Annotated in this window: 13 protein-coding genes; 4 read left to right on the top strand and 9 right to left on the bottom strand. The window is 35.9% G+C overall.

What is annotated here, in order from left to right:
* Positions 1–44 precede the first annotated feature (44 nt).
* The 4 genes from IPM56_18050 to IPM56_18035 form a co-directional block, all read right to left on the bottom strand.
* Positions 45–2,189 carry a T9SS type A sorting domain-containing protein gene (locus IPM56_18050; GenBank protein ID QQS36115.1) on the bottom strand — a complete coding sequence of 715 codons (2,145 nt, stop codon included), beginning with the start codon at positions 2,187–2,189 and terminating at the stop codon, positions 45–47.
* 138 nt (positions 2,190–2,327) lie between these two features.
* Positions 2,328–2,696, bottom strand: coding sequence for a hypothetical protein (locus IPM56_18045; GenBank protein QQS36114.1), 369 nt, complete (start codon positions 2,694–2,696; stop codon positions 2,328–2,330).
* On the bottom strand, positions 2,696–3,103 hold the full coding sequence (locus IPM56_18040; GenBank protein ID QQS36113.1) for a hypothetical protein: 408 nt from the start codon (positions 3,101–3,103) through the stop codon (positions 2,696–2,698). The genes IPM56_18045 and IPM56_18040 overlap by 1 nt, the downstream gene beginning before the upstream one ends.
* A 108-nt stretch (positions 3,104–3,211) precedes the next feature.
* Entirely contained in the window at positions 3,212–4,057 is an 846-nt protein-coding gene (locus tag IPM56_18035; GenBank protein ID QQS36112.1) for a hypothetical protein, read from the bottom strand.
* A 254-nt stretch (positions 4,058–4,311) separates the two neighbouring features.
* Here IPM56_18035 and IPM56_18030 point away from each other — a divergent pair, with 254 nt between their 5' ends.
* From IPM56_18030 to IPM56_18020, 3 genes are all read left to right on the top strand, one after another.
* Complete coding sequence (locus IPM56_18030) at positions 4,312–4,842, top strand: LOG family protein (protein ID QQS36111.1); 531 nt, start codon at positions 4,312–4,314, stop codon at positions 4,840–4,842.
* A gap of 85 nt (positions 4,843–4,927) precedes the next feature.
* The gene (locus IPM56_18025; protein QQS36110.1) at positions 4,928–5,413 is read left to right on the top strand and encodes a DUF4440 domain-containing protein; all 486 of its coding nucleotides are present in this window, start codon (positions 4,928–4,930) and stop codon (positions 5,411–5,413) included.
* 204 nt (positions 5,414–5,617) lie between these two features.
* Complete coding sequence (locus tag IPM56_18020) at positions 5,618–5,824, top strand: DUF2892 domain-containing protein (GenBank protein ID QQS36109.1); 207 nt, start codon at positions 5,618–5,620, stop codon at positions 5,822–5,824.
* Positions 5,825–5,917: 93 nt separating this feature from the next.
* Here IPM56_18020 and IPM56_18015 read toward each other — a convergent pair whose 3' ends face one another.
* The 4 genes from IPM56_18015 to IPM56_18000 all read right to left on the bottom strand — a co-directional run bounded on the left by IPM56_18015 (position 5,918) and on the right by IPM56_18000 (position 11,670).
* On the bottom strand, positions 5,918–7,159 hold the full coding sequence (locus tag IPM56_18015; protein QQS36108.1) for a T9SS type A sorting domain-containing protein: 1,242 nt from the start codon (positions 7,157–7,159) through the stop codon (positions 5,918–5,920).
* Positions 7,160–7,236: 77 nt separating this feature from the next.
* Positions 7,237–8,298 carry a glycosyltransferase family 9 protein gene (locus IPM56_18010; GenBank protein QQS36107.1) on the bottom strand — a complete coding sequence of 354 codons (1,062 nt, stop codon included), beginning with the start codon at positions 8,296–8,298 and terminating at the stop codon, positions 7,237–7,239.
* Between the two features lie 84 nt (positions 8,299–8,382).
* Positions 8,383–11,355: a DUF2723 domain-containing protein gene (locus tag IPM56_18005; protein QQS36106.1), complete on the bottom strand. Its 2,973-nt coding sequence runs from the start codon at positions 11,353–11,355 to the stop codon at positions 8,383–8,385.
* A gap of 90 nt (positions 11,356–11,445) precedes the next feature.
* A complete protein-coding gene (locus IPM56_18000; protein ID QQS36105.1) occupies positions 11,446–11,670 on the bottom strand; it encodes a hypothetical protein in 225 nt (74 codons plus the stop codon).
* A gap of 153 nt (positions 11,671–11,823) precedes the next feature.
* On the opposite strand from IPM56_18000, the gene IPM56_17995 reads away from it, so the two are divergent.
* Positions 11,824–12,402: a pseudouridine synthase gene (locus tag IPM56_17995; protein QQS36104.1), complete on the top strand. Its 579-nt coding sequence runs from the start codon at positions 11,824–11,826 to the stop codon at positions 12,400–12,402.
* A gap of 40 nt (positions 12,403–12,442) precedes the next feature.
* On the opposite strand, the gene mscL is transcribed toward IPM56_17995, so the two are convergent.
* On the bottom strand, positions 12,443–12,835 hold the full coding sequence (gene mscL, locus IPM56_17990; GenBank protein QQS36103.1) for a large-conductance mechanosensitive channel protein MscL: 393 nt from the start codon (positions 12,833–12,835) through the stop codon (positions 12,443–12,445).
* Positions 12,836–13,056 lie beyond the last annotated feature (221 nt).

The raw sequence follows: 13,056 nt of genomic DNA, 5'->3' as shown, positions 1-13,056 counted from the left end.
CCTGATAATCAAACAAGTGCTTTATAAATATCATCAAATTATGCTTACCTCAACAATATCATCTTTCTCGTTTGTATAAAATTATTAGTCACAATCCTATAAAAATAAACTCCGCTTGTAAGTGAAGAAGCATCAAACACTAACTGATAATTGCCCGCTGGTTTACTTTCATTGACGAGCGTCAATATTTCTTTTCCAAGAACATCATATACAACTATTTCAACATTTCCTGTTGCTGCTAACTGATAAGATATTGTTGTGCTTGGATTAAACGGGTTTGGATAATTCTGTCCTAAACTATACGATTCAGGATTACTAATATCATCAACATCAGTCGGTGAAGGATTATATATCCAAATACCATTATCATAAGTACCTGCAAAAATAATTTTTCCGGTTGCCTGAAGCTCAGTAAATCTTACATTATCCGGCATTGGAAAAACCGTTGGTACCCAGTTATCTTCCTGTAATTTAAATACCTGATCTGCCTGATCATTAGCAAAAACATATAGTTCATTTTCATAATTAAATAGTATAGTGAAATAATATGTCAATGACGGCAATCCTGTGTTGAACTCCTCTTTTGTTATACCTCTATCACGAGAAATATATAAACCATTCGTTGTAAGAAAAATTATATCTTCATTAAAAATATACAGTCCGGTCATATAAACATTGACGGGAAAACCATTCGAAATATTTACCCAGGTATTGTTGATTAAAGAAAATCTACCTGAAGCAGTATTTAGAATTACTATATTCCCATTCGCCGTTATTGAATAAACAGGTGTATGAACTCCGCCTTCAGTCGGCAGACCTGAGTTTAACGCAGACCATGAATCACCATTATTTAATGACACATACACACCGCCTTGTTCCCAAACTGGAGGAAGATGCATTCTTGCCCGGATTCCATTAAACCCTGCGTAGATTTTTTTATCAGTTATTCCAACTGAAGAAAGTTTCGGTATGTGCGTAGAAGGTATTCCTGATGTTAAGAATGTCCAGTCATCGCCTGAATTTGTTGATCGTACAACGCCTGAACTCGAGGTAGTAAATAAAGTATTTCCATCCACAACAAGTAAGCCGCCAGAAGGTTCCCTAATGACATTCCAACTTTGTCCGTTGTCAACCGAACGAAACATTTTTTGTTTATATACACTGTACACATTTCCGTTTGCTGAAACTACAGGTCGTGAAGTTGACGCTATGATGTCAGAAGTAAGTACAATATTATTTGCAACATCATACTTTATAACTTCACCATTTGCGGTAAAGATAAGTTCATCATTTTCTGTTGACATATACGAAGGAAAGTTCTCATCATAAAACAAACTCCAGTTTGTACCATTATATCTGTAAAGTCCGGATGGAGTATTATTGATGATTGCAATAAGATCAGTCTGGAAAATGCTCATCTTGGTTACTGAAAGTGACACTCCGGAAAATGGAAGACCTTCATTAATTTCGCTCCAGTCCAATCCATTAGTTGATTTGAAAAAACCACCGCTCGCAGATGCATAAAAATAGTTGTCATCGCCTGTGATATCATGAACAAAAGTATTATTGATATTACTCGGAAACATAGTCGGCTGCCATGTTAATCCCATATTTGTGGAATACGCAAGTGCGCCGAATGATGATGGAAATGTTGTAAACCCGCCGGCGAGCATTATGTTATCTTTTATATAAAAATTTGAGATTGCATAAAAGAATCCGGTATCAACACCGGCTACAATCGTGGAACTTACTTCATTTGCGTTCCAGGTAGTTCCAAAGTCATCGGAATAAAAAAGCGTGTCACTGGAGAGAGCATAAATTTTGTTATCTATAACTTTAGCAGAAACCAAAAAATTATTTTCATCGGGGTGAAGAATTTCCTGCCAGGTTAAACCGTCATCTTCTGATTTTGATATGACGTTAGAATAATATCCTATCCACTTATCCTGCAGTTTGAAAATTTCATTCAGATAATTATATGAGCTGCGAAAATTCCAGCTTTCATTTTTGTACTGAAAAATACTGCCATAATTAGTAACAGCGAGCAGGTTATTCATATCTCCGGCAACGAGAGAAAAATATCCGCCTTTTAACCCGTTCGTTTTCTGCCATTGAGCCTGAGAATAATCAGAAGCAAACAGAAAGAAAATCAACACAACACAAAACTTCAGTAAAACTGTGCTTTTCATTTTAATTCCTTGATTTAATTATAGGGTGACTAAAACAGTAGTGCGGCGAAAAGGTAATTAGGGACTTTTCTAAAAAATATTTTTAACGGTTAGAAATTTGCTGTTTTAATGATGTACGGTAATGAAAACCAGTTTTTATTATGACAAATATTTTATCTGATTTGAAATCATTTTCAACCGTTCTGAAGTATCATCTAAGACAGCTTTGAGCCTTGATTGCGTGCTATCCGAATCCCTGTCGCGTCGAGATAAAAAATTCAGCAGGTATTCTTTAAGTGTAAAATTATTCCGGAGTCTTATAATTGAGAGATTGGCGATCATCGCTTTAATTTCGGGATTGACAGAATCAGCATCCTTCGCAATTTTTTTGAATTTGATTAATTCATTATTGAACAATGTTATTTCATCATCGGATATATGCCAGTCCGATTTAATACGAATGAGTTCTGAAATCAAAAAATTCAGATACTCAATCGTAATTTTTGTATTTAACGGAGTTGTATTCATTAAAATTCAAGTACAACAGGATCAAAGTAATTCCAATTACCTGTGTACATATCAATGAAGGCAGGGAAGACGGTTATAATATCGATGATGAGCCATCCGGCACCTAATTTAGGATACAAATCAACCGTTTTTTCTTTGCCGCCGGATTTAAAAATGAGCGTATGATATTTATCGCTTCTCAATTTTATGCTTTTCATATTAACATCTGAAATGCTAAAAGTACTTTCATCTTTGACTCGTTCTGTTTTGGATGTTGTCTTGATTTCAGTTCCGTCTTTCGTGAATACTTTTAAATCCTCCGGCGCATTTAAAATATTCACCTCATCTTCGTAACCTTTAAATACAGTAGCGCAACCCGTTAATATTAAAATTGAAAAGATTAATGCAATTGCCTGGAATTTTTTCATGACCTGCCTCCATATTGATATTGTTTAATGTCTTCCAGAATGATTTATTCTCAATGATATAAAAAGTCCTTTAGCAGAGTAGTTTCTTATCATTAACTTATGTGAAAGTCAAAAGTTTACTCCAGTTAAAACCCTTTCAATAATTACATCCGTAAATCCAAAACCCTCCGGATGTGTTTCATCAGCAACAACAATATCTTTTAATGTAATTACTGATTTCACAATTCCTTTAGCACTGACATATTCATAATATATTATATCATCGTCAACCACACCATTGGAATCAAAATCATATTTCCAGAGAATTTTAAAGCATTCATAAGTACCGGCAGAAGTGTTTACAAATTCTTTTCCTATCACTTCTTTGTCTATTCTTATGTCACCTAGCTGAGATAGTAGCCACTCTTGTCCGACCACTAATGGGTACCTGAAAACAACTCTTGGCGGATTATGATAATATATAGAATCATTTGTCGCCATTATTACATTTAAAGAGTTGTTAAGTTGATTAATTATTTCATCCATAGAAATATAGAGTTTTCCTTTATAACTTAATCTGCACTTCATATTCTTTTGGGGAAGAAGGTCACTCGGAATATTGGCATAAGCATACTTAATAAATCCGCTATCCGTATTTTGATAAAACGCATAACTATAGCGAAGGCTCTTGGATATTTCGGCAAGTTTACAGAGGCTAAGTGTATCAAGTAAAGTGTCTTTTTCCACTTTAAGTGTCCCACTTGAATAACTATCTGTTAGTAGATGTTTAATTGAATCGGGTCGGATGTTTGTGTACAATCTTGAAGTATTAAATGACCATTCATTCCCGACTTGTAAAGGATATCTAAAATCACTCCCAAGAGGAATAATATTATTTGATGATTCGTTTTCTTCACTACATGAAAGAAATAACAGAAGTATAAGGAAAATGAAAAGGTAAAGTGATGATTTCATATTTTCTCCCGTTAAATATAAAATAACTGCCTCTATATGAAGATTGCAATTTCAAAAGTATCAGCAGATAAATAAACTAATATTAACTTAAATGTACACGAATTCAATCTCAAGAGAAAAGCATTAAAGATTTTTTTACCTTCTCACCCACTTCATCATTTCACTCCACTTAAGTACTTCTTCTTAAAAAGAAATTATTTCACAGACCGTTCATACGAATTTTTATTAGATTAATTATCAATTCCATACAAACTATGAATAAAACAATCACTGTTTTCGGCAGTTCAATTCCCAAGCAGGGTGATGAGGAATACGCGACTGCTTATGAACTTGGAAAGCTTTTAGCTCAAAATAATTTTTCTGTTTGTACAGGAGGTTATTCCGGCATAATGGAAGCAGCATCCAAAGGTGCCGTAGATAACGGCTCAGACGCAATCGGTGTTACCGTACGAGATTGGAAATCCATTCCAAATAAATTTCTTACTAAAAATATTGTATCTGATAATCTGTTCGAAAGAATTCAAACATTAATAAAATCAGGGGATGGCTTTGTAATACTTAAAGGCGGAACAGGAACCTTGCTTGAACTCGCCGCAGTGTGGGAGTTAATGAACAAAAATATTTTACAGGTTAAACCGGTAGCCTGTCATTCAAATATGTGGAAACAAATTGTTGAAATAATGGAAGTTCAAATCGAATCCGAGAAAAGAAAAACCGGGTTGATAAAATGTTTTGATAATGTCAGTGATATGGTCACCTATTTGAGAAGTTCAATAAATTATTAATTGTAACAGATGTTCTTTTGTCAATCCGTTTATTAACTTTATACAGCTTCAAACAATTAACCATATAAAAACACCAGGAGTAAAAATGAAAAAACTATTATTTGTTTTTGTTGTTCTGTGCGGATCTGTTTTATTCGCTCAAAGCGAAAGTGAAATAAGGGCAAAGGTTGATGCTATGAATAAAGAGTTTGTCAAGGCAATGCTCGCTGATGATATGACAACGATGCTGACTTTTTATACTGACGATATAATTTCACTACCAAGCTACCAGGGTTCAGTCAGGGGAATTGAAGCCGTTAAAAAAATGGGTGAAGAGCAGCAGAAAATGGGATGGAAAACAAAATCGTTTAACCTGAATACAACCGATATAATCATTCAGGGGAATCTTGCTATTGAAATCGGAAACTATGATATGGACATGTCCGGACCCGGTGTAGATTCCTGGCCGGATAATGGCAAGTACATAACAGTCTGGGAAATTCAAAGTGATGGTTCACTTAAAATAAAAGTTGAAATGTGGAACACAGATAACAATCCATGGGCACAAATGGAACAGGAAAAATCCAAATAAATTATTTCATGCTGTCTTGGTTCCGTTTGAATCAAGACAGCATACTTTAACATTTCCCGCTTAAAATTAATCCTTCTGAATCTTTTCACAATGTCCTGAATCAAACACACAGTTAACTAATGTTTAGTAAGTAGAAGGATCGGCATTTAAATAAAACCGTGCTGACTTCTAAAAAATTATCTAATATAAAATCAGGAGAAATTTATGAATCCCAATGTTGGTAGTGCAGATAAACTTATAAGAATTATTCTTGGTGTTGCAATAATTATTGCCGGAATATTTTTTCAAAGCTGGTGGGGACTGGTTGGTGTTGTTCCATTGATGACAGCGTTAATGAATTTTTGTCCGGCATACTCTCTCTTAGGTATTTCCACCAAAACAAAAATTAAAACTGAGAAGATAAAAGTTTAGTCAACCCGTACAGAAAAAATTTTTAAGCCGCAGGCAGATGATGTGAGAGCTTGCTGATACAGCAAAGTTTAGCCTGCGGCAATATGGTTTATACTATTTGAGGAGCGTCATTTTTTTTGTACCTGTTTGACCATTTACACTAAGCTTATAAAGATAAATTCCGCTTGCTAAACCATCAGCAGTAAAATCTATTTCATACTCGCCTGATGGTTTGCGTTCATTTACCAACGTGGCAACTTCATTTCCTAAAATATTATATACTTTTAGCGTAACTAACGCGGGGGACGCATAATATGCGTCCCCTACGATGTAGCGAATTTTTGTAGATGGATTAAATGGGTTGGGATAATTTCGTTCCAATAAAAATTTATTCGGCAAAACAGGATCAGGTTCAACATCTGTCGGAGTCAACGGATAATACCACAAGCCGTCAAATCTTCCTGAATAAATCCTGTTGTTAAAATATTCAATTGCGTTTGCAGTTGAAGAACGTACATCATCAAATAAATTCCAGGTAACACCATTGTCAGTTGATTTGTAAATAAAATTCCGTCCAGCTTTAGCAAGATTGACATAAAGTATCTCGCCTTGTTTTGTAAAAGAAGTTTGACCGATTATCCCGACACCGGGATTAAATTTTTCCCAAACAGTACCGCCGTTCGTGCTTCTGTAAATTGCCTGGTAGCTGGCTGCATGCAATACACCATTTAAACTTGTTATTGAAAGCAGGGAGTTTATCTCTTGATTAAAAATATCAAACGGGTAACGCTTCCACATATTCGAACCAAAAGAGTTTATCTGCATACTCGCATTTGCGCCGGCACCGGCGACGAGGTTGTCATTAAAATTAAAGATTGAGTTGACAGTCCACTCTACTCCAAAATCAAGACCGGTACGAAAAGCCTCCCACTGAGCCGGGTTATTCAGATCAAGTACAAAAACTCCTTCGCCAAGAGTTGCTGCGTATAGGTAACTTCCTCTTACTGCAAATTCATCAATTTTCTGTCCGCCTTCTGCCGGAAGCCCTGTTGATCTGTGTATCCAGCTATTTCCGTTGTCTGTACTTTCATAAACTCCGTGAGTAAAACTGCCTGCAAAAATTCTATTGTTAACTTTTATAAGGGCAGTTACGCCTTCAAAAAGTTCACCAATAACGGATGACTCATTCCAATCAGAACCATTTGTTGTGTAGAAGATATTATTATCTCCTCCTACATACAGCGTATCTCCATCAACAAAAAATGATTGAGCAGTTGTGGTATTCGGCAAATCAACTTTTGTCCATTGAGCGTTAAGAATAGTAACGCTGCATAAAAATATTAATAGCGTTTTCATAAAATCATTTCCTTTCTTACATAAATCTTTACGAAAATTTATTAAAGAAGGTGTGGGTTTGGAATAGATTAAATGTTCTATTTATTTAAAAAGGATCGGGCGGTTTTGAATACCATTTCAGGAGTCAGTTCTTTAATGCACTTAAACTGAATATCTGTTCTTGTGCATATTAATGGCTTGGGTGAATAGTAAAAACAAGGTGCGCAGTCAAGATTGAGTGACACTATTTTATGTTCAGTATTCCATGGATGAATGTAATTTGTATTTGTAGGTCCGATGATAGCGATAACTTTTAATCCTAATGCAGATGAAATGTGCATAAGACTTGAATCATTGGTGATAAAAAGATTACAGCGCTTCATTACCGCTGCGCTATGGATAAGGTTATCGGTTCTTATAACATGAACTTTTTCCGGGTTGATTCCGTTAGCTACTTCATGCTTTAAATCTGTTTCTTCGGGTCCGCCAAATATTAATATTCTTGAATTGTATTCTTCTAGTATTCTTCTGCCCAACTCAGAAAATTTTTCCGGTTCCCATCTTCTTTTAATATGATTTTTTAAAGTCGCACAGCCCGGATGAATACCAATAACAATTTCATCTTTAGTTATTCCTGTATGCTTCAGATATTCAGCAGCATATTCTTCATCATCTTTTGTGAAAAATATCTGAAGCCCGGGTTTTTCATTGAATTTTTCATTAACAAGTTTTTCAACTAAGTGAATATTCTCTTCAACATTATGAAGCGTATCGTTTTCTTTAACGGTAACATTATTCAGCCAGCCAAGATTAGATGCGTTCATTCGTAAATATTCAACGCCGGCTTTTTGTTTTGCCCCGATAAGAAAATTTATAATGTTATATTCTTTCCTGTTTGAAGGATAGACATTTATTGAAACATCGTACTTGCCGCGTAATGACGAAATAAATTTTAGTGAATTAATAATTCCTTCTTTCATAAAATTATAATAGATGACTTTATTTACAGAAGGATTACGTTCATAAATTTCTTTTACACCATTAATCATTACAAGTGAATCAATCACGGCATCAGGATATTTTTTCCTGAGTAACGATAATGCCGGCGTGAACATCAATGCGTCACCGATCCCAGATAAAGCGAGTACCAGGATTTTCATAATATTCCCGGTAAAAAAATAAGCGGCATACACCGCTTATTGTAATTATAAAATATATTTGAACAGCAATTCATTTCGGCATCATTAATTGTTCACCTTTGAAAGACTATCCTGCTGATTAGCAAGCACCCGGTACTTTTCAACATTCGCTTTTACGTTTGGATCATTCGGATACAAGGTTTCTATACGCTGCCATATCTCCATAGCTTTGCGGTATTCATTAAGGTTTTCATAGGTTTCAATCAATATCCTGTAAGGATTATAATAAGACTGGATATCGCCGGGATTTACATCAAGCTCATGTCTTGCTTTCTTTTCAACTTCATACGCAAGTGATTTATACTGTTCCATACCTTTTGCGTTGTAATAAATGTTTGCGACTTCAAACATCAATCCCATTTCCATTGGCTGGATACTGCGCGGCATTACCTTTTCCATATTATCCAAAGCTTCAACACCAAGATTATTATTGCCGGTATTAACATAATAAATAGCAAGTCTTATAAATGCGTTGCGGTAATTCTGCGTCATTCTTCTATGATTTTCATCAAAGAAAATTGTTGAATCATTTAATCCGCGGAATTTAAAACCCGGCTGGAATGTTTTACTGTAATCAGGATTTTCTGTAAGCTGCATACTAAGCACTTTTTCATTAACAAACTCAATTCCCGGTTTACGTTTTTCAGGAACAAAACGAAGAGCCATTCCTTCCATTCTTAAATAATCGCTCAATCCTATTTTACTGTCATCAGAACAGGTAACGGCAAAATAGATAGGTCTTTCCCATGCATTTGCTTCAACAATTTCTTTTACCATTATATCCTGCACGCGGATCGCTTTAACATCACCAAATGAAAGTGTGTTATTCATCCTGAAAGTTATGTTTCCCTGTTTTATTACGGATGAATCTGTAAGGTTGTACTGCTGAAATACATCATTGGCAGTTCCGGTTCCGCTTTTGGGTGCTGAGATAGTTACATCTCTCGGATCCCACCTTATCGGCTGTATCTGTGAAATTTGTGCATCAGATAATCTCATCTTAACAGTACCAACATTATACGGATCAACATTCTTTAGCTGCCGGATGTACCAGTGAGTATTTAATAAACTAAGGTTAGCAATCTTCACATCACGGCGCACTCCTTCCACATCCTGAAGATACCAGAGAGGGAATGTATCATTGTCACCATTTGTAAATAATACTGCGTTCGGCGCACAGCTTTGAAGAAGATTATATGAATAATCCCAGGGTACCCAGTTACGACTTCTGTCGTGAGTATAATAATTTGCCATTAACATTTTTACCGGAATAAAAATTATCATAAGAGCAAACACGCCGCCTACAGCCGCATTTTTTAACGCACCTTCTTTCAAAAGCGATTGAACTTTATCAGCTAACCCTCTGACGCCGATTGCAATCCATATTGAGAAGACGAAGAACGCGCCGACATAAAAGTAATCACGTTCTCTGGGCTGGGGTTGCTGCTGGTTCTGATAAAAAGCAGTTAAGTAACCCATAAGAATAAACATTATCATAAACACGGAACCCATTTTCCAGTCTTTTCTGAACTGAAAATAGATTCCAAGTATGCCTATCAGGAATGGAATGCCGAACAACGAATCTTTAGCATCGCCATCAAATTTTATATAAATAAGTTTTCCTAAATAATTTGCTATACTATTGAAAGGCGCTACGTTTACTCCATCATCCTGAACCCATCCTTCTCTTCCGGCGTAATTCCACAGAAGGTATCTCGTCATCATATGATTCATCTGGTATGAATAGAAGAAATCAAGATCGCTTGAGTAATTGTTGTACACCACCATCTGATGAGGCTCAGTAGCAAATCTTCTTTTGAATGTTGGGAAATCACCATACTGCTCTCTGTTCAGGTATGAAACCAGTTCAGTAAATGTTTTGGGTTCATTTTCATTCATAGGAGGATCCTGGTTAGCACGGATGATAACCATTGCGAATGTGGTGAAACCTATAAGAGCAAAAATGAATGACATAAATACGAGATGAAGCGTTGGTTTCTTTTCTCTTGTTGCATAATAAACGCCGTACGCAAGTGCAGCAAAAATTATTACGAGAAGAACTATCTCAATAAGAATATTATTGCCGGCAATCTCAGTCATTAATGAAGGAAGATATTTTACTATTCCCGGATAAGTTACAGCAAGCGCAATTCCTCCGATTATCAGCGGCATATAAAAAGAATTCTTTGTGAAAATCTTTTTCCAGAAAATTCCCATTATCAATGCGCTGATTAAGACTACTCCTATTTTAAAGTTAGAATCAAATGCTTTATAATCTTCCGGTGTGGGTGGTGTAGTTGATTTTAGTCCGCCCCACCAGACAACTGCTACAAGCAACACAATAGCAGCATGAATCAAAAAGATCAGCCCGGTTTGTTTTAATGCAGCTTCATCGTCAACATATTTTCTGAAAATAATTATCATCACAACCGGGACTATTGCAAGCACGCTCATAAGGTGAACACCTGTGGAAAGTCCGATAAGGTATGCAATCATCAAAAGATATTTTTCGTTATCCTTTTCATCTGCTTTTTCATGCCACTGCATCATTAACCAAACAACTGCTGCAAACAGGAATGTACTGAAAGCATATACTTCCGCTTCAACACCGTTGAACCAGAAAGTATCACTGAATGAAAACGACAATGCACCTATTGCGGCAGCGATGTAAGTTCCCAGAGCATCTAATACGTTTTCAGACTTTTTGCTGCGGTAATTTTCAATCAGTTTAACAGCAATTAAATAAAGAAACAGAACTGAAAGCGCGCTGGATAGAATTGATATATAATTTACTCTTAGTCCAATATTTTCAACAAATGGTATCATTGAAAAAATTCTTCCGAGTATGAGGAAGAACGGTGTTCCCGGCGGATGCGGTACCTGTAAATAATAACCGGCAGCAATAAATTCGCCGCAATCCCAGAAAGACACTGATGGCTGTACGGTTAACAACATAACCACGGCTGAAATTATAAAAACTGATGCCGCAAAAATCCTGTTCAGCAGTTTGAGATCCATTTATACCTCAGAAATGAAAAAAAGTATAATTTGTTAGAGTAAATGTAACCAGCCGGTAAAGTTGGGAGATTCATAGTCAAAGTGGAGAGTTTATTCTTCTTTTTTTTTGAACAAAGCATCCAGTTTGGATCTGTCAGGCGCCACAAAGTATTTATCTTGAAGTTCCTTTAGCCGTTTCATTGACACAGTATCAAATTCCTCTTCATCTTTATCCCTTTTCAAAAACATTTTATAATCATCAAGTTCTTTCCTGTCAAATTTATTCTCGTATCGCTTTAGGATTTCAAGAATTTTTTTTTGATCCCTGAATGACATGTTTCTTCCGCCTGGGGCTAATTACACTAATATTTGCTTAAATTAACAGCGCCAAAATAACTAATCTTTACTTAGATAAAAAGTAATATTACTACTGTCAGACGAGGCTGACTCTTTAATGTTCCTTAAAAAAATGGATATCGCAGTTCAAAAATGAGTGACTATAAATATTTTATTCTAAACAAACCTTATGGAGTTCTGTCTCAGTTCACAGACAAATCAGGAAGAAAAACTCTTGCCGGCTGCTTTAACTTTCCACCCAATGTTTATCCTGTAGGAAGGTTAGATATGGATAGTGAAGGATTGCTTCTTTTAACAAATGATAAAGAACTAACTGACAGACTGCTTAATCCGGAAATGAAAGTTGAGAAAGAATACTGGGTACAGGTTGAAGGCATTCCTTCCGAAGATGAATTGGATAAATTGAGAGAAGGTGTGGAAATTGAAGGTCGCAAAACACTTCCGGCAAGTGTTGAAGTATTTTCACCTTTGAATATTCCGCACAGAAACCCTCCCATTAGATTCAGAAAAAATATTCCGGACTCCTGGTTAAAAATAATCATTAACGAAGGCAGGTACAGGCAGGTAAGAAAAATGACAGCGAAAGCCGGTCACCCTACATTAAGGCTGATACGTGTAAGGATAAAAAATATTTTACTGGGCGAATTGAATTCAGGCAGTGTGAGGGAATTAACAGTTAATGAAATAAGAGAACTTAAACAACAGCCATGAAAAAAAATGCCGGCTACCAAAAAAGCAGCCGGCTTATAATTTACTTCTTTAACAAATCCCTGATTTCACTAAGCAGCACAACTTCTTCGGATGGTTTTGGCGGTGCAGCTGGTTTTTCTTCTTCTTTCTTTTTGAAAGAATTCATTGCTTTAATCAGCATAAAGATTGAAAAAGCAATCACTATAAAATCAATGATTGTATTGATGAACATACCATATTTGATTACAACCGGCTCCACACCTTCAGATGCCGCCTTTATTGTTATAGCAAGCGTGCTGAAATCTACACCCCCGAGCAGAACTCCGATCGGTGGCATAATAATATCGCCAACGAGTGATGACACAATTTTTCCGAAGGCACCGCCGATAATTATACCGACAGCCAGATCAACAACATTGCCTCTCATTGCAAATTGTTTGAATTCTTTGAGCATCGCATTCTCCTTTTATTATGTAAGTATTTTGTGCGGGAACAATTGGATTACTTTCCTAATAATAATATTTTTCTCTTAATTCTGCCTTAGTTTACCCGTCAATTTGCTTGAAAAAAAATAACCATGCGTTTCAATTGATTATTCATGCAGAGCAATTCATCAGAAAATCAGCTAATCAAAGTATAAACAGGGATTTCTATACTGGCACGATTGTTTAGTTG

It is taken from the genome of Ignavibacteriales bacterium, from assembly GCA_016700155.1.
Lineage (GTDB): Bacteria > Bacteroidota > Ignavibacteria > Ignavibacteriales > Ignavibacteriaceae.
The sequence above is the reverse complement of the archived record's forward strand: the minus strand, read 5'-3'. Positions and strand labels throughout refer to the sequence as shown.